Here is a 20,920-nt window from a genome sequence, read left to right on the forward strand (position 1 = left end):
CCGTCCGGTCTCGACCGCCGGCCCGCCGTGATCGGCGGGCCGGTTGCGGTGCCGTCGGACAGTCGGACCGCCCCGCGCGGCCACGGGCGGCCAAGTCAGGTCCGATCCGGACGTCCGCCTCGCGAGCATCGACACATGACAGATGGTTCAATCGGCCAGTCTTCGCGCCAACGTCGGCTGTCCGGGGCCCGACAGCTCGCCGACGACGCCACGGCGGCCCGTCATGGCCATCAGCAGCGCTTCACCCGGTCCCCGCACCTCGGCGCCGGTGCCTGTCGCCCAGTCGAGGTCGGTTGCGCACAGGCGTAACCCGCGGATGCGGCGCCATGCGCCCAGCCGGGGATTGCCGGGAGTGCGTTGAAGCACGTAGCGGAGTCGTTCGGGCGGAATGACACGCGGCAGTTCCAGAGGACGGCGGATGTCCTGGTGGTGAACGGTGGCGTCGACGAGTGCGATCATGCCGCCGAAACCCGCGGTCAACCCCCGCGGGTTCAGGTGGTCGCGGAAACGCTCGAGCAGCCGGTCGGTGTCCAGATCGCGGAGTTCGTCGACCCCGACCTGGTTGGAGTGGACGAGTCTGCCTTTCACGTACCGTTTCACCAGACCGAGCGCGTCCAGGTCGTCGTAGCTGATCATGTGGGCGACGACGTCGCGCACCCGCCAACCATCACACAGTGTCGGTGCGTCCCACTGCTGGGCGTCAGTGTCACCAGCAGATCGGCGATATCTCCGCGCTCGGCGCGAGCCATCTCCATTACGTTCACGGTCGTCACGTTCATGGTCTTCCTTGTCTGTCTCGGGTGCGCGGGCGGTCGAGCCGTTCCGCCAACAGCGCCTGCTCGGCGGGGTTGCGGGTCAGTTCGAGGGCGCGCCGGTCGGCCGCGCGGGCGGCCTCGTCGCGGCCGAGTTCGCGTAGGAGCTCGGCGCGGGTGGCATGGAACAGGTGGTAATCGCCCAGGCGCGGGGCCAGCTCGTCCACGGCGGCCAGGGCGGCGGATGCGCCGGCGGTTCGGGCCAGGGCGATGGCACGGTGTAGGCGGATCACCGGCGACGGTGACAGCCGCAGCAGCATGTCGTACAGGATGACGATCTGTGGCCAGTCGGTGGCCTCCCAGCTCGGCGCCTCGGCGTGGCAGGCGACGATCGCCGCCTGCAATTGATAGGGGCCTGGTCTGCGCAGTCGGCCGGCGTCGGTCAGCAGCCGCACCGCCCGGTCGATCGCCGCGCGGTCCCAGAGCGACCGGTCCTGATCGCGCAATAGGACGATCCCGCCGCCGGCATCGAAACGCGCGGCGGCCCGGGCGCGGTGCAGCCTGATGAGCACGAGCAGTCCCATGACCTCCGGTTCGCCGGGAAGCAGCCGATCGGTCAGGCAGGCCAGCCATTCGGCATCGCCCGCGAGATCACGAGCGCCCGGGTGCTCCGTCGCGAGATAGCCCTCGTTGAACAGCAGATAGATCACGGCGAGAACCTCGCTCAACCGATCCCCGAGTTCGTCGTCGGGAGGCACCCGATACGGGATACCGGCCTGGCCGATCTTGCGTTTGGCGCGGGTGACGCGCTGCGCCACGGTCGATTCCGACACCAGGAACGCCTTGGCGAGCTCGGCGGTGCTCAGGCCACAGACCATGCGCAGGGTCAATGCCACCTGTGCCTCGCGGGACAGGGCGGGATGGCAGCAGGTGAACGTCAGCCGCAGCCGGTCGTCCACCTCGCCCGGTACGGGCCAGTGCAACTGCCGCAGCTTGTCGCGGTAGACGCTGTCCCGGCGCAGCAGGTCCAGCCCGCGCCGACGCGCCACGGTGAACAACCACGCCCGCGGGTGTTGCGGTATGCCCTCCACCGGCCACGTCCGCAGCGCCTTCTCCACCGCGTCGGAGACCAGGTCCTCGGCGGCGGAGAAGTCTCCCAGCAGCGAAACCAACGATGATGCCAACGCGCTACCGTGCTCACGCACCACCTCCGCGAGCACCCGTGCGGCGTCGGTTTCGGTCACAGCAGGACCGGACGGATCTCCACCAGTGGACACGCGGGCCACGTCCGAGCCATCCGGATCGCCTCGTCCAGGTCGGCGACTTCGACCTCCACGTATCCGCTGACGACCTCCTTACCCTCGACGAACGGGCCGTCGGTGATCAACGGGGCGCCGTCGGCGTCGAGCCGGACGGTGGTCGCGGTCTCCGGGCCGGTCAGCTTGCGATTGTGCAGGATCTTGTCCGCGTGCTCGGCCAACCATTCCTGGACCCGCGCGAACCCGCGATCGCGTTCGGCCTGGTCCATCGCTTCCCAGTCCCGCTCCCACTGCTCCGTCTCGCAGAACATCAGCACGTATTTCATGCCGGTTCACCTCCTTCACCCATTAGACGATCGGCGGTGCCCCGAATCCGACAACCGGGGGACGGAAGTTGGCGACGGATCGTTGGCGACCGTCGTCGCGCCATCTCACGCGGCCGACCGAAACCCGACACCGGCTCCGGCCGTCCCGGGCCGAAACGGCAGGCCGAGTCGCGGCGGAATGCTCGCCGACGCAGGGGGTCGTAGCGGTGCCGGGAGTTCACTGTCGGTCGGCGCCGAGAGGTGTTCCCGGCCGGCCGGGAGCGTCCGCGCTCTCCGAAGCGAAGTCGTCGAGTCCGTTCGTCCTCGTATTGTGCGCCGCGCGGATCAGCCAGGTTCCTTGCCGCTTGACCATCACGAGCGTGATGAGACCGGCGCGATCCTCCGCGATATCCGCTGCGGGCAATACGTGCTCGGGCCACCTCCACCGGGTATGCACGAGCGCCACTTCGGGTGTGACTTCTCGGATACTCACGATTTCCTGTGAGTAGTTCTTCTTCTGCCGAAGCACCGAGGCGGGGACGTCCTTGTGCCCCGCCACGTTCTCCCGTCTGGATCTCCACCAGATTCCGCGATGGGTGATGAAATCGGAATCCTCGGTGAAATATTCACCCCAACGGTCCATCTCGTGGCGCACCCACAGGTCGGTATGCGCCGCCAGCGCGGCCCTGATGCTCTGCTCATCGTTCTGGTTCATACCACCACCCTGAAACCTCAACAATGGTTGAAGTCAAGGCTTCCGGGGCCGCACCCCCGTCCCGAGAACTCATCGGACGGGTGGCATCACTCCTTCGAGTAATCCGTGCTCAGCCATCGCTGCGGCCGCATGCGGATGAGGATCGAGCCGGGCCGGATGTTCTGCTCGGCGTAGGCCGTGCCCTCCGCCTCGCCGAGATACCGGACCGCAATGGGACGCGCCGTTTCGACGGTGGCCGGTTCGATGCCGGTGACGGCGCCCTCCACCGTGACATACCGGTACGGCACCTGCTCCACCTGGGCGGTCAGGGAGAAACGGCCCGCGGCACGGATCAACTTCTCCTTCACCGACCCGGTATCGACCCAGACGACCACCTCACCACCCGGCTCGTAGGCGTACCAAATCGGCACCGCCAGCGGCGCCCGGTCCGGTCGTTCGACGGCAATTACCCCCACGTGGAGTTCGGCCAGAAACGCCTCGCGCTCTTCACTGGTCATCGTCGGCATCGAACGATCCTTTCAGGGTCGGGGAACCGATACCGGCAACCATTCGGAGTGTCGCCGTATTCCGACATCGCGCCGAGAACGATTCAGGTCGATGCGCTCTCGCCGGGGTGAACCGGGCGCACCCGAACAGTCGGTGTTCCGCGGATCCCCGCTCCCCTCCGGTGCGCTTCGCCCCCGTCACGGATATGAGGCGGGCGAACTAGCGGACAATGAGATCGGGCATCGGCACCGGGCGCGAGTTGTCGCGCAGCGACCGCGCGCCGACAACGCCGACCAGCGAAGCGGCGACCGCGGCCCGAACGGGTATGAGCGGGGGCTCACCGCACTCGACGCTCGCACGAAAACCTTCGAGCACCCGAACGGTACCTTCCGCCTTCGGTTCGACGAGGGTGCCGTCGAGGAACAGGGGTGCCGGTTCGCGCTCCTCGTCACGCACGGCTCCCTCCGGACAGGTCCAGGCCTCCTTACGGACGCGCACCGACCACGCGCGGGAGCCGCGCGCCCGCACCGATTCGGCCAGACCCTCGGTGCCGCGCACCGAGACCCAGCTCCAGTGACTGTCGGGTTCGCCTTGCAGGAAACCGTGCCGGGTGATCGCCAATTCGCCGCCACTGAGGCGTACCACCATCACCACTGCCGCGCGCGGGTCGGCGGAGTCGACCGAAAATGCCGTCACCTCGATCGGCATCCGGCCGGTGATGGCGAGCACAGGTGACAGGGTGTGGGTGCAGTACGCAGTCGGCTCGATGCGGCCGCGCCAGTGACCCGGGTCGCGGATCAGCGCCGAGACGTCGTCGGGGGCCATTCCGTGCAGGTAATCCGCTTCGATCAGGGTGATCCGGCCGAGTTCACCGGCATCCACGGCATTCCGAATGAGCTGAACATGGGGATGGAACACATAGTTCTCGGCGAACGAATAGGTAGCGGCGGAACGCCGTTCGGCATCGATGAGGGCTCGCGCTTCCCGCTCGTCCACGCACGCGGCGGACTCGGAGAGCACATGCACCCCGTGGTCGAGGAAGGCGATGGCAGGCGGTGTGTGCTCATCGAAGTCGTTGGCGAGCACGACGGCGTCGAGGCCGGAGTGCAGCAGTTCGCGCCACTCCTCGACCGGCACCGCCCCGGGCAGGCGAGCGCCGGCCTCGGCTCGGCGGTCGGGGTCACGGTCGCACACCGCCACCACATCCATCCCCAATCGGCGACACCATGTCGCCAGATACAGACCCATCCCCAAACCGACCACGCCCACACGCATGGCAGCATCTTCCGATGCGGCCGTGGAGCAGGTCAATCGACATTGTCGAAACCTACGGCGATATGGTCGCCGTCGATATGCCGAAGATGCCGGTCGGAATGCTCGACCACCCCGACCGGGTAGAGCACGTCCCGAAACGGCACCATTGAAACTACGACCGCCCCGGCCCGTCCTTCGATACGGCCCGCGACGCCGATACCGGTAGGCCATGAGCGACACCCACTTCGGGACGAAGTGTTCACCATACTGTTCGCCGGGCACGAGACCAGCGCGAACGCACTGTCCTGGGCACCCACCGGGTGGTAGAGCGAGAACCGCCGACACGAACGCGGCGTGTGAGCTCGGAGGTCGTCCACACCGAGCTCACACGCCGTCCGGGGTGTTTCGTCCCGCGCTCGCACTTACTTCGAGAGAGCTGCGTCTCCCCACACCCCGTTCCCCAGCCGAGTGCACAGGCCCATGTTCCCGTCCACGAACAGGAAGCTGATCGTCAGATTCTGCACCCCGCTCACCGGCACGTTCACCGGCGATGTCTCCCCCACCTCGACATTCCCGGACGAATAGATCGGACTGCCGTCGCCGTACACCTCGAACTGGACCACCGATGCCGTATCGCCGCCGTCTGCGATACCGGCCGTCGCCGAGAACTGGGACCACTCGCGGTTCAGGTTGTAGGTGTAGCTCGACTGGGTGTTGCAGCCGTTGAACTGCTGGTAGATCGAGCGCGGGTAGGAGACGCCGTTGACGGCCACCGTCCCGGTATACGGCGACCCGCTGGAGGGCGCCATATCGGCCAGGTACCGCTTGGGTTGCGGGGCGGTCGACGCGGGCGAAGGCGGGGCCGGCGAGGACACGGGGCTCAGTGTCGCCGCGACCGGTGTCGCGGCAGCGGAATCCGCGTCTTCCGTCGCCCACCCTCCCAGGAGGGTGACGGTCAAACCGGTGAGCGCCGCCGCGACGCCTATCCCCGAGACGATCAACACCCTACGTTCGGCGCCGCCGACACGCGGCCTGGGCTCGGCGCCGTTCGTCTGTGAGTAGGGGCGCGGGCTGGGCCCGCTACTGGGATCGGTTGGATTGGACACGCGCACACTCTTCTTCGACAAGACTCGACGGAACCCGGTCGGGCGCCGCAGCAGAGGTATACCACGCTGGGTGGGTCTACGGAATTGGAGCGATCGACCGGCCTGTTCCACCGAACAAGGAATTGTTTCGAGGCCGCATCACCCGATTTCGGAAATGAAAGTGTCACCGCTCGTTCACATTTCACCTGAACCGCGCGGTCGGACAGTATCGATGCCGGCCGGTGCGGTCCGATCGGCGGACAGGCCGACACTACGCACCAGATCGGCCAGTACCGCTTCGAACAGCCCGTCCGGGTCGGTCACCGGCATCGGGTAATTGCCGAATACTTCCAAGGTGACATGCCCGTACAGCCGCGCCCACAGGGTCATCATCAGATACGCCACCCCCAGGTCGAGTTTCTCGGCGGGGAACTTCTGCCCCGATTCGGCGAGGACCGCCAGCAGTTCGGTCCGGAACCCGATCAGGTCCTCGCGCAGCGCGTGGGGGATCGTCGCGGTGGACGGGGTCGCCACCTCGTAGCCGGTGAGCAGCCGGCCGGCGGCCTCCAGGAAGACGAGACCGAACGACTCGTCGAATCGGCGCACACCCCCGGGGCCGCTATCGGCCGGCGAGGCGAACACCAGGGTGAATTCGTGACGATGGGCCAGTGCCCAGCGCCGAAAGCCCCGGCAGATCGCCAACAGCCGGACCACGCCGTCTTCGGGCAGTTCGGCCACCTGCGCGCCGAGGTCCTCGGCGAGATCGATGCAGATGTCCCGGCGGACCGCGCCCACCAACTCCTCCCGGGACGGGTAGCAGCGATACAACGCGGGTGCGGTGACGCCGAGTTCGCGCGCGATAGCGCGCAGGGTCAGTGCCTCCGCCCCCTGTTCGATCAGCAGGACCCGGGCCACTCGTCGGATGTCCGCATCGCTCACCGCGGGCATCCGGCCCCGCCGCGCGGGTGGTGTCATTCGTATGCGACCTGCCAGTTCTTGATTCCGTTCAACCAACCCGACCGTAGCCGAACCGGTTCGGGGACCTGACGCAGGTTCGGCATCACATCGGCGATGGCGTTGAAGACCAGGTCCAATTGCAGTCGCGCCAGGTTCGCGCCGACGCAGTAGTGGGTACCGGTGCCGCCGAATCCCACATGCGGGTTGGGGTTGCGGGTGATGTCCAACCGGAACGGGTCGGCGAAATGTTCTTCGTCGAAGTTGGCCGACGCGTAGAAGAGGCCCACTCGTTGGCCTTTCCGGACGGCCTGGCCGCCGATCTCGGTGTCCTGGAGGGCGGTGCGCTGGAAGGCGATCACGGGCGTGGCCCAGCGCACGATCTCGTCGGGTGCGGTGCGCGGCCGCTCGGCCTTGTACAGCTCCCATTGCTCGGGGAAGTCGATGAACGCCTTCATCCCGTGGGTGGTGGCGTTGCGTGTGGTCTCGTTGCCGGCCACCGCCAACAGGATGACGAACCAGGCGAATTCGTCCGAGCCGAGTGCCTCGCCGTCGATATCGGCGGTGACGAGTTGGCTGACGATATCGTGGGCCGGGCATTTGCGCCGTTCCTCGGCGAGATTCCAGGAGTAGCCCATGATTTCCGCGGTGGCCATCTTGTGGTTGCCGTCGAAGTCGGGGTCGTCGTAGCCCATCATCTGGTTGGACCACTCGAACAGTTTGCCGCGATCGGACTGTGGCACGCCCAGCAGTTCGGCGATGGCCTGCAGTGGCAGCTCGCAGGCCACCTGCTGCACGAAATCGCCGCCACCGGTCTTCTTGGCCTCGTGCACGATCCGCTCGGCTCGCTCGTGCAGCGCGTCGCGCAGGCTCTGCACGGCGCGCGGGGTGAAGCCGCGAGAGATGATGCGGCGCAGCTTGTCGTGCTCGGGCGGGTCGGTATTGACCAGCATGGCGCGCTGGATATCGATCTCTTCCCGCGCGATATCGCCGTTGAAGCGAATCACCGCGGTATTGGCGTTGGTCGAGAAGACCTCCGAGTTCTTCGAGATCTCCTTGATGTGGTCGAGCTTGCTGACCACCCAGTATCCGCCGTCGTCGAACCCGCTCACGCCGTTCGGCTGGTCCACCCACCAGACGGGGGCGACCCGGCGCAGTTCGGCCCATTCCTCGATGGGCAGGCGGTCGGCGAGCAGGTCGGGGTCGGTGAAGTCGAAGGTAGAGGATATGGACGGTGCGGTCACGGTACCTCCTCGTAGAACACGGCCACCTGGAGTGAACCACACCACAACCAATTTGTGAACAGGTTTTAGTAAATGGCGTTCACTTTTATGGTCCCTCGTCGGGCCACGGCAAGTACCCGCATCCCAGCGGTTCCCGACCACGGCCCTCATTGTCGACAGGGCGTTTGGCGGGCCGTCCGCCGGGTACGGCGACGGGTAGCGACAGCAGTTCCCGGGGCGAGCGGAAACCGCGGCCGGCGGTGCCGGGCGGTTACGGATTCGGACGATCGGAGGAGCCATGCCGGCTGAACCGAGGGTGCGTATTCCAGTGCCCGTCGAGGATGTGTTCGCGGTCCTCGCCGACGGGTGGTTGTACGCGCTGTGGGTGGTCGGCGCCACCCATATCCGCGAGGTCGACCGCGACTGGCCGAACGCGGGTGCCCGCATCCATCACAGTGTCGGGGCGTGGCCGCTGACTCGACACGACGCCACGGTGGTTCACGCCGTGGACCCGCCTCACCGGCTCGAACTCGAGGCGCGGCTGTGGCCCGCAGGCGCGGCCTGGATCAAGTTGGACCTCGTCGATCTCCAGCCGCATCTCACCGAGGTCCGAATAACGGAGCGTGCCCTCAGCGGACCCGGGCGCGTACTGCCGACTCTCCTGCAGGACCTCGCCCTGATTCCGCGTAACAACGAATCACTTCGGCGGCTCGCGGCCCTGGCCGTGGGACGTTCCCGCGCCGGCACCGGCTGATCCCGCTGCCCGCCCGACCGCGACCGCGGCATGCGCCGGCCGCCGCGAGTCCCGTCCGTTCCGATGTCCTTCGATGCCCACGAACAGGTATCCGCGCGGCAACGAGATCATTGTTCTCGGGAATCGGTCGGGAACGCGGCCTCCTCGCCGAGAGCGGGTACGGAGGCGGCGGTCGTACGCGACGAGTCCGGATTCTGGCTCTGGTGAGTCGGCCGTCCCGGTCGGAACGGGGTGTGGGTGGGGGTGAGCGGGCCGCTGTACCCCACCCGCCCGGCCCGCATCGTGGCGACGAGTTCGGCGCAGGCGGTGACGGCGTCATGCCGCGGCGCCCACCCGAGTTCCCGGTGCGCCCTACCGGAGTCGAGGAGGCAGGCGCGGTCGGCCAGGACGAGCCAGCCCGGGTGTAGCGGCAGCAGGCCCAGCCGCCAACCAGCCCATACCCCGGCGGCCGCCATCCGACGGGACAGGGGCACGCGGAACCCGCCGAACGAGGTGGCCAGCGCCCGCGCCGACAGAACCGGGTCGGCGGCGAGGTTGAACGCTCCCCCCGCCCGGCGCTGCAGGATCAGCCGGACGGCCGAGGCGACATCGTCGGCGTGGACGAGCTGCAGCCGCAGATCCTTCCACACGGGCACCGGCACCTATCGCCGGCCGAGGAGCGGGCGCGGCAGCCACGGCCCGAACAACCAGCCGACCAGCTGGGCGGCGGCCTCCCCTGCACGATCCCACACGGCCGGATGCGGGCGATCCGCATCGACGGCTGTCGGCGCTCGAACGCGTCGAGTTGGGCCTCCAGCACGGCCTTGCCGCGACTGTAGGCGCTACCGGGCACCCCCGTCACCGCCCAGTGTTCGTCGACGCGATGCCACCGCTCGGCGGGGGTGTACGCCGCCGCCGAAGACGCGCACACCAGCTGCGGCACCCCGGCGGCGGCCGCGGCGTGCGCGATATGGGCGCTGCCGACGGCATTCGTCCGGGCCATCGGCGGGTCCTCCCGGCGCGGGTGGATCGCCCATGCCAGATGGACCACCGCGTCCGCGCCGACGAAGGCATCCGTCAGCGCGGGCACCGCCGCGGGTTACCCGATATCGCAGGTGACCCACCGGGCATGCGAGTACGGTTCCCGCGCGGTCTGCGGACGCCGCCGCGCGATACCGACCAGCTCCCAACCGTCCCGGCATACCGAGCGCGGCAACGCGGTCCCCACATTGCCGCCGGCGCCGGTGATCACGACCTTCATGCGCCCGGTATCCGAACTGTCCCGTCGAGCACCCCATCCTCCTCGCGCGCACTTCCCCGAGGTGGGCGAGTACCCCCGCGGACCGTCTCCACACACCACCGGTCGTCCATCTCCCCGACCGGTGGTCGACCGCGAAGGTTCGACCCGGTGGTCGGGGATCACGACCACCCACCGGCCCTATTCGTGAGGTGGTTCGCCGGTGATGATGTGGTCGGCCTGGTTGAGTCCCTCACGGACCAGTCGGGTGACGTGTCCACCGCGCAGGCGGTAGACGATGCGACGGCCCTCTCGACGGGTGTCGACCAGGCCGGTGAAGCGGAGTTTGGCCAAATGCTGGCTGACGGCGGTGCGGGAGGCGCCGCAGGCCTCGACCAGGGCGGTGACATCGGCTTCGCCGTGGGTGAGCAGCCATAGGATGTGCAGCCGGGTCGGGTCTGCCAGCATCTGGAAGATGCCGGTGGCCGCGTCCAGTCTGGCGGGGTCCGGGGAGACCCGATGGGTGAGGCTGGCGTCGGCGTGTGCGTCCTGGTCTGCGCGCTCGGTCATGTCCTCACCGCTTTCATCGGGACGCTGTGGCGAAAATGGGGTCGGCGGTCGGGTGGGGCCACAGGTGTGCGGCCGTGATGGCTGCGAGTGTAGCCGGCACGGTCAACGCCGCCGCGGCAACGACGTGCCCGGCATGGGCACCGACCCACCCGGCGAGGGGGTAGGTGATCAGGAAACAGGCATGGGACAAGGAGAACTGGGCGGTGAACAGCGCCTGCCGCTCCCGGTCATCGCAGTGGTGGCGCAGCAGCCGTGCCGAGGGGGTGTTGATCAGCGACGTACCCGCGCCGAGCACGAACCATACCGGCACGAGGACGGTCCAGCCGATGCCCGGCCCCGGGTCGACGGCCAAGAGGAGGGTGGTCGCGGCCAGTCCGGCGGGGATGGCAATGCAGCCGGTGAGCATCAGGGTCCGGTCGGATCGCTCGATGAGCAGATGCGGCAGCAGCAAGGCGACCAGCATCGATCCGGCACCGAAGCAGCCCAACGCGATGGCGACGCCGGTATCGGTGCCGTCGAGTAGGTCGTGGACGTAGACGACGGTGTTGACCAGTACCAGCCCGGTTCCGGCGGCAACCACCAGGTTCATCGCCGCCAACCCGCGCAGCGCCGGCCGCGACCCCATCATCCGGACACCGGCGAGAATCCGCGCGCTCAGCGATTGGGACCGGTCCGGCACCGGCAGGCCGGGCAACACGGTGGTGACGACCAGCAGGGCCGAGCCGAGGAATCCGGCGACGGTGCCGAGAAACAGCCAGTGGTAACCGATCACGGCCAGCGCGGCGGCGGCCAGCAGCGGGGACAGGACCGCCTCCAGGTCGTAGGCCAATCGCGACAGCGACAGCGCGCGAGTATAGTCGCCCTCGTCGGCCAGCACCGACGGGATAATCGACTGGAACGCGGGGGTGAACGTCGCCGAGGCCGCCTGCAGCACGAAGATCAGCGCATAGATCTGCCACACCTGGTCCACGAATGGCAACGCCACCGCGGCCATGGCCCGCACGGCATCCGCGGTGACCAACACCGTGCGTCGCGGCAGCCGATCGGTCAGCGCGGCGACCACCGGCGCGACCGCGACATAGGCGAGCATCTTGATCGCCAACGCCGTCCCCAGCACCGCGCCCGCATCGTGCCCGGCCAGGTCATAGGCCAGCAGTCCCAGTGCCACGGTCAGCAACCCGGTCCCGATCAGCGCCACCACCTGTGCCGCGAACAACCGGCGAAACACCCGATGACCCAATACGGCCGGTACGACCGGCCGTCCCGTATCGGCGATACGAACAGCAATCACTCTTCAACTATAGGTGCGCAATTGCGCACCTATACGATATTCGACCGATACCGCCGGGTTCCCCATACACTCCCGTTCACCTGGCCGATCCGAGGCCCAGCCGGCGCGTGACGCGATCGAACGGATCGGGAGGCATTCCCGGTTCCCGCCGCGCGGCCGGCGCCTCACGCCGGCCCGCCGCTACCACATCCGCCCTGATCCGTGTGACGGTGGCGGCCATCCGCGCGTCCCGTACGGCCTGGTCCGCGGCCCTCCGGATCGGCCCGGGCCGGCCGGACAGGGTCATCAGAACCGCGGACGCCACGCCGATCCTCCGTGCCACCACCTCGGCGAGTATCACGGCGAACAGGGTCCCGAACATCAGCGCCAACCGGTCCATGACCGTCCGGTCTGCGCGCGAGTGCCGCGATCCTCCCCACGCAATGCCGGGCTGCGCCGAAGGACCGGGTACTCACCACACGAACGAGCACAATCGAACCCGCGCCCACCGGCGGCCGCATTACGCCGGACCCGCACGCACAGAGACGACACGCACAGCGACGAAAGGGATCGCCCATGCCCCGTATCGCCACCGCCGAAACCGTCGAGCGGCCCGCGCTACTGGAGTTCCTGCGCCCGCGCCACCACGGCGTCCTGGTCACCACCCGCGGCGACGGCAGCCCACAGATGTCACCGGTCACCTGCGGCCTCGACACAGAGGGGCGCATCGTGATCTCGACCTACCCCGCCCGCGCCAAGACCCGCAATGTCCGCCGCAACCCCTCCGTGTCCATCTGCGTGCTGTCCGACGAGTTCGACGACGCCTATGTCCAGGTCGACGGACAGGCCCGGGTGCTCGATATGCCACAGGCGCCCGACGGTCTGGTCGACTACTACCGGGGCATCGCCGGGGAACACCCGGACCGGGACGAGTACCGCGACGCGATGGCCCGGCAGAACAAGTCGCTGATCCGCATCGACATCACCCGATGGGGGCCGATCGCCACCGGCGGCTTCCCGCCTCGGCTCGCCTGATCGTCCGCGCCCGGGCCGACGGAGGCCGCCGAGCCCGGCGGCCTCACAGGCCCCGCGGGCCTTCCGAACGCAGGTCCTCGACCTTGCGCATGGCCCCGCGCAATTCCTCCAACCACGATTCGGCGTGTTCGCCCGCCAGCTTCACCGTCCACGCCAGCGCATCGGCCCTGGAGCGCGCGACACCGGCATCGACAAGCGTGTCGAGCACTTTGCGTTCCGGCTGACGCAGCCGGGTCATCACCGGCACCGCCAGATGCGTGAAGAGAATCCGCTCGCCTTCGACCGAGACACCCCAGGCGACGCTGCGACCGTAGCGTCGCTGGGCCTCGTCGGCGATCTGCATACGCGCCGCTCGGGTGGACTCGCGGAACCGCGCGACCGCCCCCTCCTTCGTCGCGTCCGGAACCTTGCGGGTCGCCGTGTCACCGGACTCCTCCGCCTCGGTGGTCGCACCCTCCGTATCGGACGAAGACGCGTCCGGCTGCGGCAGGGGTAGCTCGCCGATCACCACGATTTCGTCCCGGTCGATCTCGATGACGGGCCGACCGGTGAACCAGTCGCTCGGCAATCGCCCCGCGAACCAGTCCGGTGCGTCCGCGATATCGGGCAGATCGGCCTGCTGCCAGCCGCCCGGCCGACCGAAGCCACGTCCTCGGTGTCCATACCTCATGGGTTTCACCTTCTCACTGCCAAGAACCATTACTTGATTACAAGATTACGCGACAATGGGTAGCAACGGTTCCGCCCAGAGCGAACGCACCGCATGAGGAGGAACCGCACAGCGGTGACGTCACGTGACGTGGTTGCGTTGCCATACCGCAAGTGGGGCTACCTGCGTGAATAAACGTTCCCGCCGCCTATCCGGGAAACCGACCTCGCGGATGACCGAAGAATCGCGCGCCGGTATCGGCGGTCGAGCGCGGGCACGGCCGCGCTTCTCGGGAAACCGATGGCCCGCGCAACCGCCCGCCGCGACCCGGCCGGCCGCTCGGTGTACACAAAGCACAACCTGCTCCGTCACGCCGGAGCCGCAGGAGTCGCGGCGGCCCCCGGCAAGGTGTCGTCGAGCGGGAAGAACACCGGCTCGCCGACCGAACGGGCGGCTTCGTCCACCTTCTCGCGATCCTCGGTGCACAGCGGACGCCACGGCCTCGACAACAGGCCCCACTGCCCACCGCCGACCGGGGGAACAGCACTCACGACGGCATTCGACCACGGTGGACGTATCGGAGCGGGCGCATCGGCGCATACCCTGGTCGACGATATCGGGGGTGCCGGTTGCTGCCGCTGCGGCCCCTCCACGAAATCGGGCCACCGCACGACGGAACAGGGCATCGAGCCCGCTCCGAAATCCGGCGGAACCACGGGAGGCTCCGAGGATGCCGCCCCGGTCACCTCGCCCGGCGGTGTGGCGGGGCCTGCCACCTCATGCGCGGCCGAGAGGGCCGGTCGTGTCCACGGTGTGGGCGACAGGGCGACCGGTTCCGGTGCGCCCACATCCACCGGCTCCGATGTGCCTGCCTCTCCGGAGATGGCCGGTGTGGTGCCCACAGACGACACCTGTGGGCGCTGCCGCGGAGCCGGGTCGGGGGTATACAAACGCGGCGGATCCACAAAAGGCACGGATGGTGGGACACAGTTCGGCATTTCCATATCGGGCCGCGGTGGCGGAACCGGGCATGCGACACTCCACGGTTGCGGCGGGATCACCGGTCGCACGTGTTCTCGCCGCTCCGGCACATCCGTTTCCGGGTGTCGCCGCATATGAGAATTCAATTCCCTGCGTAACGCGTCGATCTCGTCGCCGAGGGCTGTCGCCTTGTCGGCCACCCGATTACTCGAGGCCACCGCGTGGCTCAGGATATGGCGGCCCTGCTCGAAAGCGTCGTTCAACAGATCCAACGCGTGGATCTCGATCGAGGTCTCGGCGGCGGGAGGTTCGCTCGCCCGTCCGTTGGCGGTGTCGATGAGTGCTCCCACCGCGGCGCGTCCTTCGTCGGACAGTCGCGCGGTGTTCCCGGCGAGCTCCGCGACCCTGCGGTCCAGTTCGGCGAAGCCGGCCATCATCGCATCGAGCCGCCGGGCCTTTCCCGCGTACTCGCCGATGCCGCTCCGCGTGGTACCGGTCGGGGACACCGGCAGTTCCAGCGCCGGCGGGACCGCATGAGCACCCGATCCGAAGCTACGCCAGACGTCACACAGGTAGCGGGGCAGTACGCGGTACATATCGCCGACGGGGCCGGTCAGGTCCGTGGGCATGCGCAGAGTGGACATCTGGACAGGGCATCCACCGTTTCCGATATCGGCTGTCGCGATCACGACCGGCGAGCGAGCCTGTGGCGAGACCTCGTATCCGCCGATCGCGCCGCCGAAGGCGGCAATCGGCCCCCCTTCGTGTCCGTTCCACGGCAGCAACGCTTTCGCCGCGACCTTGTCCACCCCGCGCGCCGCACCGGCGGGAAGCACTTTCGTCGCCGCGGCACCGATCCCGTCCTTCAGGAGTTTCCCGGCCAGATTCGTCGCCCATGCGCCACCCGCGGCACCGATCCCGGAAACAATGGCTTCCTCCATCGCGGCATCTGCACTCTTGTCATCTCCCCATGCGGCACCCGCGAAAGAAAACACCGCCGAGCCGAGCATCGCCCCCGGCGGACCGAGAAAAGCGCCACCCAACGCACCGCCGACAAAAGCCCCGGCATCGGCCCAGGTGAATCCGAGAATTCCCATAACCGAACGCTATTCCACCGCACCGCGTACCAGAACAGCCCTTGATGGAATTCTGACTCGACAATCGAATTATTAACGGCTTACTCGAATGGAATGGGAGTTCTCGGCGAGTTGCAACTCGCCGAGAACTCCCATTCCACAGCACACGTATTACCGACCGTACACCGAATTATAGAATTGAATCGCACTGGCGATGCCCACCGGGACGCCGATCAGAATCATCCCCGCCGCGGCACCCAACGTTATGCCGGTGGCCGCTCCGGCGATACACAACCCGACCGGGCCGGCGAAAAACGTCGGAACGACCAGCGGCGCACCGATGACCGCGCCCGCCACACATCCGAGCGCACCACCGACAAGCGACCCGAGCAGGGTACCGACGGCCGTCGCGAGACCGAATTGGGTACCCACCGTGCCCAACGCCGTATTCGGATCGACGCCGCCGACGTTCTCGATATCAACCGGTTGCAACATGGTGGCGGATCGCGTGTCGGCCGGATTCGTACTCGGCGTGAAGATCGCCGTGTTCCCGTCGACACGCGCCGCGATGGGCCACTCCCGCCCATCCCTGAGATAGGTCAGGGGCATACCGGCGACGAGCCGCCCCTCGCCGTCCAGGACCTGGAACTGGGTACCCCGCGTCGTCAGCGAACCCCCGTCGGTACGGAGCACCACCGAATTGTCGACGATACTCGCCGTGTAGTGGATACCCGGGAGAATATCGGTCCGCAGAGTGGAGCCGGCGGGCGGCTCGGGTTCGGGCACCGGCGCCGCATACGCGGTCCCACCCGCCATTCCCACCGTGGCCGCCATTAATACCGAAGCAGCCGCGAAGCTTTTCATTCCCATATATTTCTCGCACTTTCCTGACAGTAGTACCGCAACCCCGAAGTCCCGGAACCAGAACGCGAATACAAACCTCGAAAGGGGTCCGTAGCATTCGATCACGAATTCATTCGGAAAACCGTATGGGACCCGTTAAATACATTCGTCCCCCGTCAAGAACCCGTCAACAGCCGCCGGATCGCTCAATACATCTCCCTGAAACGATGCCGCCCAGAGCGATTCGACCGTCCACTCACACGTTCGTACGGACGGCCTCATCGAATGGGGCACGATATTCACGGTGTGTTGACGCGATGATGGCTCATCCTGACGGCATCATGACACCAATACCGGCCGGTCTGTAAATGAAGTGTCAAACCGCACCCCCCGAGCGCTAGGGACCCGTAAAGACACTGGGCGCGGACTTCGGCGGCGGTTTGACTCACCGGGTGCCCGCCCGAAGGGCGCGATATGGAGGTTGGACCAGATGTCTGTCGTGGTGTTCACAGCGCTCACAGTCGCGGTGTTCGCGCTGCTGGGCCTTGTCCAGCGGGGAGTTGAGAAGCTGTGATCGCGAACCTGATCGGTCTGATATTGGCGGTCTCCGTCGCGGTCTACCTGGTCGCGGCGCTGCTCTTTCCCGAGAGGTTCTAGGTGGACCCGACAACAGCGGGGATCGTCTTCGTCGCATCCCTGGTACTCGCGCTCGCGCTGGTGCACGTGCCGCTCGGCGACTACATGTACCGTGTCTACACCGGCGGCAACCACTCTCGTATCGAGCGGCTGGTCTACAAGACCATAGGGGTACAGCCGCAGGTCGAACAGACCTGGGGAATCTATGCCCGCAGTGTGCTGGCCTTCTCCGCGGTGAGCATCCTGCTCCTGTTCTTCCTGCAGTTGGCGCAGGGCAGGCTGCCGCTGCGTCTCGCCGATCCCGGCACGGAGATGACCGCGGCGTTGGCCTGGAACACGGCGGTCAGCTTCACGACGAACACCAACTGGCAGAACTACTCCGGCGAATCCACCCAAGGGCATCTGGTGCAGATGGCCGGACTCGCCGTGCAGAATTTCGTCTCCGCGGCCGTCGGTATGGCGGTGGCCGTGGCGCTGGTCCGCGGCTTCGCCCGCACCCGCACCGGCGACCTGGGAAATTTCTGGGTGGACCTGGTGCGCGGCACCATCCGGATTCTGCTGCCGATCGCCTTCGTGTTCGCGATCGTGCTGGTCGCGGGCGGCGTCATCCAGAATTTCCACTCGCACGACCAGATCGTGCAGACGGTGGCCGGCGCCGAGCAGACCATAACCGGTGGACCGGTGGCGAGCCAGGAAGTCATCAAGGTACTCGGTACCAACGGCGGCGGCTTCTACAATGCCAACTCCGCGCATCCGTTCGAGAACCCCACATCCTGGACGAACTGGGTGGAGATCTTCCTGCTGTTGGTCATCGCCTTCTCGATGCCGCGCACATTCGGCCGGATGGTCGGTGATCGCAGACAGGGATACGCCATAGCCGCCATCATGGCCACGATCGCGGTGATCAGTGTCGCGTTGACCAATTTCTTCCAGCTGCGGCATCACGGCACCGTGCCCACCGCTATCGGCGCGGCCACCGAAGGCGTGGAACAGCGTTTCGGTGTCGCGGACTCGGCGACGTTCGCCACCTCGACCACGCTGTCCTCCACCGGTGCCGTCAACTCGTTCCACGACTCCTACACCAGCCTCGGCGGCATGATGACCATGTTCAACATGCAGCTCGGCGAGGTCGCGCCCGGGGGCACCGGTTCCGGCCTGTACGGCATGCTCATCCTGGCCGTGATCACGGTCTTCGTGGCCGGGCAGATGGTCGGGCGAACCCCCGAATATCTGGGTAAGAAGATCACGCCGCACCAGATCAAGCTCGCCGCGTCGTACTTCCTGATCAGTCCGCTCATCGTGCTGGTCGGTACCGCCGTCGCCATGGCGCTGCCCGGCCAACGCGCCGGAATGCTGAACACGGGGCCGCACGGACTGTCCGAGGTGCTCTATGCGTTCACCTCGGCGGCGAACAACAACGGTTCCTCGTTCGCGGGCCTGACCGGCAATACCGAGTGGTACAACACCGCACTCGGTCTGGCCATGGTTTTCGGCCGTTTCCTCCCGATCATCTTCGTGCTTGCCCTGGCCGGTTCACTGGCCCGGCAGGGCACCACTCCCGCGTCCATCGGCACGCTGCCGACGTATCGGCCGCAGTTCGTCGGCATGGTGGTCGGTGTGACGGTGATCCTGGTCGCGCTCACCTTCCTGCCCGCGCTGGCGCTCGGGCCGCTCGCCGAAGGAATCCACTGATATGACCAGTAGCACCGGTACCTCCGATACCGCCGTGGACGCCGAGCCCGAGAAGGCCCGCACCACCCGCGGGGCCGTACCGAGCGGCACGCTCGATCCGAGGATGATGCTGACCTCCCTGCCGGAGGCGGTCCGCAAACTCGACCCGCGCACGATGTGGCGCAATCCGGTGATGTTCATCGTCGAGATCGGCGCCGCCTGGTCGACCGTGCTCGCGATCGTCGACCCCGCCTTCTTCGCCTGGGCGGTCGTAGGGTGGTTGTGGCTCACCGTCGTCTTTGCCAATCTGGCCGAAGCCGTGGCCGAGGGCCGCGGCAAGGCGCAGGCCGAGACCCTGCGCAAAGCCAAGACCGACACCCTCGCGCGGCGCCTGGTCGACTGGACCCCGGGCGGGCGGATCGTGGAGGAACGGGTGGCGGCTCCGCAGCTGCGGCGCGGCGACGTGGTGGTCGTCGAGGCCGGCCAGGTCATCCCGGGCGACGGTGACGTCGTGGAGGGCATCGCCTCGGTGGACGAGTCCGCCATCACCGGTGAATCGGCGCCGGTGATCCGGGAATCCGGCGGGGATCGCTGTGCGGTCACCGGCGGAACCACCGTATTGTCCGACCGCATCGTTGTGCGGGTCACCCAGGAGCCCGGAGCGAGCTTCATCGACAAGATGATCGCTCTCGTCGAGGGGGCCAGTAGGCAGAAGACACCGAACGAGATCGCATTGAACATCCTGCTGGCCTCGCTGACGATCATCTTCGTGTTCGCGGTCGTGACACTGCAGCCACTCGCGATCTTCGCCAAGGCCGACAACCCCGGAGTGCCCGATACCGCGGCGCTGAACGGTCACGGTGTGACGGGCATCGTCATGGTCTCGCTACTGGTGTGCCTGATACCCACCACTATCGGGGCATTGTTGTCGGCCATCGGAATCGCCGGGATGGACCGCCTGGTGCAGCGCAATGTGCTGGCCATGTCGGGCCGCGCCGTGGAAGCGGCGGGAGACGTGAACACCCTGCTGCTGGATAAAACCGGCACCATCACGCTGGGCAACCGGCAGGCGTCGGAATTCGTTCCCATGCCCGGTGTTTCCGCCGACGAATTGGCCGATGCCGCGCAGCTGTCCAGCCTCGCCGACGAAACACCCGAGGGCCGCTCCATCGTCGTCTACGCCAAACAGGCGTTCGGCAAACGCGAACGCACCCCGGGGGAACTGGTCGGCGCGACCTGGGTGGGGTTCACCGCCCAGACCCGGATGTCCGGTGTGGACCTCTCCGACGGGCATCGGCTGCGCAAGGGCGCGGCCAGTGCCGTGATCGAATGGGTGCGCTCACACGGCGGTGACGTACCGGACGAAATCGGTGTCACCGTCGACGGTATCGCCGCCTCCGGCGGCACTCCCCTGGTCGTCGGGGAGGTACAGGACGGCAATGCCCGGCTGCTGGGCGCCATCCGCCTCGCGGATATCGTCAAACGGGGTATGCGGGAGCGCTTCGACGAAATGCGTCGCATGGGCATCCGCACCATCATGATCACCGGCGACAATCCGTTGACCGCGAAGGCCATCGCCGAGGAGGCCGGCGTGGACGACTTCCTGGCGGAGGCCACGCCGGAGCACAAGCTCGACCTGATCAAGAGGGAGCAGGCCGGCGGCCGTCTGGTCGCGATGACCGGCGACGGCACCAACGACGCCCCCGCACTGGCGCAGGCCGATGTGGGCGTCGCGATGAACACCGGCACCTCGGCCGCCAAGGAAGCCGGCAATATGGTCGATCTGGATTCGGACCCGACCAAGCTCATCGAAATCGTCGAAATCGGCAAACAGCTGCTCATCACCCGGGGCGCGCTCACCACGTTCTCGATCGCCAATGACATCGCCAAGTACTTCGCGATCATCCCGGCGCTGTTCATCGGGCTGTTCCCCGGACTGGAGGCGCTCAACGTCATGCGGCTCACCTCCCCACAGTCGGCGATCCTGTCCGCGGTGATCTTCAACGCGCTCGTCATCGTCGCCCTGATACCGCTGTCGCTACGCGGTGTCGAATACATCCCGAGCAGCGCGTCGACGCTGCTGAGCCGCAATCTGACGCTCTACGGCATCGGCGGCATCATCGCGCCGTTCATCGGGATCAAACTGATCGACCTCGTCGTGCACCTTCTCCCCGGGATGTCCTGAC

General features: G+C 67.3%; 22 protein-coding genes and 1 pseudogene. 5 read left to right on the forward strand and 18 right to left on the reverse strand.

The features are described 5' to 3' along the window. Positions 1-147: 147 nt before the first annotated feature. From ON20_RS18305 to ON20_RS18345, 9 genes and pseudogenes are all read right to left on the reverse strand, one after another. Positions 148-779, reverse strand: a pseudogene (locus ON20_RS18305) (maleylpyruvate isomerase family mycothiol-dependent enzyme). Further along, entirely contained in the window at positions 776-1,996 is a 1,221-nt protein-coding gene (locus ON20_RS18310; protein ID WP_040837099.1) for an RNA polymerase sigma factor, read from the reverse strand. Before ON20_RS18310 ends, ON20_RS18305 begins: the two are co-directional and overlap by 4 nt. Then, positions 1,993-2,337 carry a YciI family protein gene (locus ON20_RS18315; protein WP_040837101.1) on the reverse strand — a complete coding sequence of 115 codons (345 nt, stop codon included), beginning with the start codon at positions 2,335-2,337 and terminating at the stop codon, positions 1,993-1,995. Before ON20_RS18315 ends, ON20_RS18310 begins: the two co-directional genes overlap by 4 nt. Before the next feature lie 217 nt (positions 2,338-2,554). Next, positions 2,555-3,031, reverse strand: coding sequence for a YybH family protein (locus ON20_RS18320; RefSeq protein ID WP_040837102.1), 477 nt, complete (start codon positions 3,029-3,031; stop codon positions 2,555-2,557). An 86-nt stretch (positions 3,032-3,117) separates the two neighbouring features. Continuing rightward, positions 3,118-3,537, reverse strand: a complete 420-nt coding sequence (locus tag ON20_RS18325; RefSeq protein ID WP_174361907.1) for a pyridoxamine 5'-phosphate oxidase family protein — start codon at positions 3,535-3,537, stop codon at positions 3,118-3,120. 199 nt (positions 3,538-3,736) lie between these two features. Beyond that, positions 3,737-4,792, reverse strand: coding sequence for a Gfo/Idh/MocA family protein (locus tag ON20_RS18330; protein WP_083865029.1), 1,056 nt, complete (start codon positions 4,790-4,792; stop codon positions 3,737-3,739). Between the two features lie 401 nt (positions 4,793-5,193). Continuing rightward, positions 5,194-5,877, reverse strand: coding sequence for an NPCBM/NEW2 domain-containing protein (locus ON20_RS18335; protein WP_157228887.1), 684 nt, complete (start codon positions 5,875-5,877; stop codon positions 5,194-5,196). A 174-nt stretch (positions 5,878-6,051) separates the two neighbouring features. Next, the gene (locus ON20_RS18340) at positions 6,052-6,804 is read right to left on the reverse strand and encodes a TetR/AcrR family transcriptional regulator (protein WP_306306865.1); all 753 of its coding nucleotides are present in this window, start codon (positions 6,802-6,804) and stop codon (positions 6,052-6,054) included. 23 nt (positions 6,805-6,827) lie between these two features. Further along, on the reverse strand, positions 6,828-8,054 hold the full coding sequence (locus ON20_RS18345) for a cytochrome P450 (protein ID WP_040837106.1): 1,227 nt from the start codon (positions 8,052-8,054) through the stop codon (positions 6,828-6,830). Positions 8,055-8,349: 295 nt separating this feature from the next. Here ON20_RS18345 and ON20_RS18350 point away from each other — a divergent pair, with 295 nt between their 5' ends. Next, positions 8,350-8,787, forward strand: a complete 438-nt coding sequence (locus ON20_RS18350) for an SRPBCC family protein (RefSeq protein ID WP_245547304.1) — start codon at positions 8,350-8,352, stop codon at positions 8,785-8,787. A gap of 107 nt (positions 8,788-8,894) precedes the next feature. On the opposite strand, the gene ON20_RS37970 is transcribed toward ON20_RS18350, so the two are convergent. The 6 genes from ON20_RS37970 to ON20_RS18370 form a co-directional block, all read right to left on the reverse strand. Beyond that, a complete protein-coding gene (locus tag ON20_RS37970; RefSeq protein WP_218002547.1) occupies positions 8,895-9,422 on the reverse strand; it encodes a Rossmann-fold NAD(P)-binding domain-containing protein in 528 nt (175 codons plus the stop codon). Further along, complete coding sequence (locus ON20_RS37975; RefSeq protein WP_218002548.1) at positions 9,353-9,856, reverse strand: NAD-dependent epimerase/dehydratase family protein; 504 nt, start codon at positions 9,854-9,856, stop codon at positions 9,353-9,355. The genes ON20_RS37970 and ON20_RS37975 overlap by 70 nt, the downstream gene beginning before the upstream one ends. A gap of 9 nt (positions 9,857-9,865) precedes the next feature. Next, positions 9,866-10,027: an NAD-dependent epimerase/dehydratase family protein gene (locus ON20_RS37980; protein ID WP_218002549.1), complete on the reverse strand. Its 162-nt coding sequence runs from the start codon at positions 10,025-10,027 to the stop codon at positions 9,866-9,868. 177 nt (positions 10,028-10,204) lie between these two features. After that, the gene (locus ON20_RS18360) at positions 10,205-10,573 is read right to left on the reverse strand and encodes an ArsR/SmtB family transcription factor (RefSeq protein WP_040837108.1); all 369 of its coding nucleotides are present in this window, start codon (positions 10,571-10,573) and stop codon (positions 10,205-10,207) included. A gap of 13 nt (positions 10,574-10,586) precedes the next feature. Further along, complete coding sequence (locus ON20_RS18365; protein ID WP_245547305.1) at positions 10,587-11,864, reverse strand: MFS transporter; 1,278 nt, start codon at positions 11,862-11,864, stop codon at positions 10,587-10,589. 76 nt (positions 11,865-11,940) lie between these two features. Further along, positions 11,941-12,243, reverse strand: a complete 303-nt coding sequence (locus tag ON20_RS18370; RefSeq protein ID WP_040837109.1) for a hypothetical protein — start codon at positions 12,241-12,243, stop codon at positions 11,941-11,943. A 176-nt stretch (positions 12,244-12,419) separates the two neighbouring features. Between ON20_RS18370 and ON20_RS18375 the strand changes: the two genes are divergently transcribed. Continuing rightward, positions 12,420-12,878, forward strand: coding sequence for a PPOX class F420-dependent oxidoreductase (locus ON20_RS18375; protein WP_040837111.1), 459 nt, complete (start codon positions 12,420-12,422; stop codon positions 12,876-12,878). A gap of 43 nt (positions 12,879-12,921) precedes the next feature. Here the strand turns inward: ON20_RS18375 and abmR are convergent, their stop codons facing one another. The 3 genes from abmR to ON20_RS18390 form a co-directional block, all read right to left on the reverse strand. After that, entirely contained in the window at positions 12,922-13,548 is a 627-nt protein-coding gene (gene abmR / locus ON20_RS18380) for an ATP-binding transcription factor AbmR (RefSeq protein ID WP_040837260.1), read from the reverse strand. A 347-nt stretch (positions 13,549-13,895) separates the two neighbouring features. Next, positions 13,896-15,605: a hypothetical protein gene (locus ON20_RS18385; RefSeq protein ID WP_040837112.1), complete on the reverse strand. Its 1,710-nt coding sequence runs from the start codon at positions 15,603-15,605 to the stop codon at positions 13,896-13,898. Positions 15,606-15,755: 150 nt separating this feature from the next. Beyond that, positions 15,756-16,448: a DUF8020 domain-containing protein gene (locus ON20_RS18390; protein ID WP_157228888.1), complete on the reverse strand. Its 693-nt coding sequence runs from the start codon at positions 16,446-16,448 to the stop codon at positions 15,756-15,758. A 549-nt stretch (positions 16,449-16,997) separates the two neighbouring features. Here ON20_RS18390 and kdpF point away from each other — a divergent pair. From kdpF to kdpB, 3 genes are read left to right on the forward strand one after another with little or no spacing between them, the layout of a single operon-like run. Continuing rightward, positions 16,998-17,084, forward strand: coding sequence for a K(+)-transporting ATPase subunit F (gene kdpF / locus ON20_RS34575; RefSeq protein WP_083865030.1), 87 nt, complete (start codon positions 16,998-17,000; stop codon positions 17,082-17,084). Next, positions 17,085-18,755, forward strand: coding sequence for a potassium-transporting ATPase subunit KdpA (gene kdpA / locus ON20_RS18400; RefSeq protein WP_040837116.1), 1,671 nt, complete (start codon positions 17,085-17,087; stop codon positions 18,753-18,755). 1 nt (position 18,756) lies between these two features. Then, positions 18,757-20,919 carry a potassium-transporting ATPase subunit KdpB gene (gene kdpB / locus ON20_RS18405; RefSeq protein WP_051162758.1) on the forward strand — a complete coding sequence of 721 codons (2,163 nt, stop codon included), beginning with the start codon at positions 18,757-18,759 and terminating at the stop codon, positions 20,917-20,919. Position 20,920: the final 1 nt, after the last annotated feature.

The organism is Nocardia brevicatena NBRC 12119, from assembly GCF_000308495.1.
Lineage (GTDB): Bacteria > Actinomycetota > Actinomycetes > Mycobacteriales > Mycobacteriaceae > Nocardia > Nocardia brevicatena.

Bases quoted from the DNA above. Each gene is read 5' to 3' on its own strand.
- ON20_RS18315 (WP_040837101.1), bottom strand. From the start codon at position 2,337: ATGAAATACGTGCTGATGTTCTGCGAGACGGAGCAGTGGGAGCGGGAC.
- ON20_RS18320 (WP_040837102.1), bottom strand. From the start codon at position 3,031: ATGAACCAGAACGATGAGCAGAGCATCAGGGCCGCGCTGGCGGCGCAT.
- ON20_RS18325 (WP_174361907.1), bottom strand. From the start codon at position 3,537: ATGCCGACGATGACCAGTGAAGAGCGCGAGGCGTTTCTGGCCGAACTC.
- ON20_RS18330 (WP_083865029.1), bottom strand. From the start codon at position 4,792: ATGCGTGTGGGCGTGGTCGGTTTGGGGATGGGTCTGTATCTGGCGACA.
- ON20_RS18340 (WP_306306865.1), bottom strand. From the start codon at position 6,804: ATGCCCGCGGTGAGCGATGCGGACATCCGACGAGTGGCCCGGGTCCTG.
- ON20_RS37980 (WP_218002549.1), bottom strand. From the start codon at position 10,027: ATGAAGGTCGTGATCACCGGCGCCGGCGGCAATGTGGGGACCGCGTTG.
- ON20_RS18360 (WP_040837108.1), bottom strand. From the start codon at position 10,573: ATGACCGAGCGCGCAGACCAGGACGCACACGCCGACGCCAGCCTCACC.
- ON20_RS18370 (WP_040837109.1), bottom strand. From the start codon at position 12,243: ATGGACCGGTTGGCGCTGATGTTCGGGACCCTGTTCGCCGTGATACTC.
- ON20_RS18375 (WP_040837111.1), top strand. From the start codon at position 12,420: ATGCCCCGTATCGCCACCGCCGAAACCGTCGAGCGGCCCGCGCTACTG.
- abmR (WP_040837260.1), bottom strand. From the start codon at position 13,548: ATGAGGTATGGACACCGAGGACGTGGCTTCGGTCGGCCGGGCGGCTGG.
- ON20_RS18385 (WP_040837112.1), bottom strand. From the start codon at position 15,605: ATGGGAATTCTCGGATTCACCTGGGCCGATGCCGGGGCTTTTGTCGGC.
- ON20_RS18390 (WP_157228888.1), bottom strand. From the start codon at position 16,448: ATGAAAAGCTTCGCGGCTGCTTCGGTATTAATGGCGGCCACGGTGGGA.
- kdpB (WP_051162758.1), top strand. From the start codon at position 18,757: ATGACCAGTAGCACCGGTACCTCCGATACCGCCGTGGACGCCGAGCCC.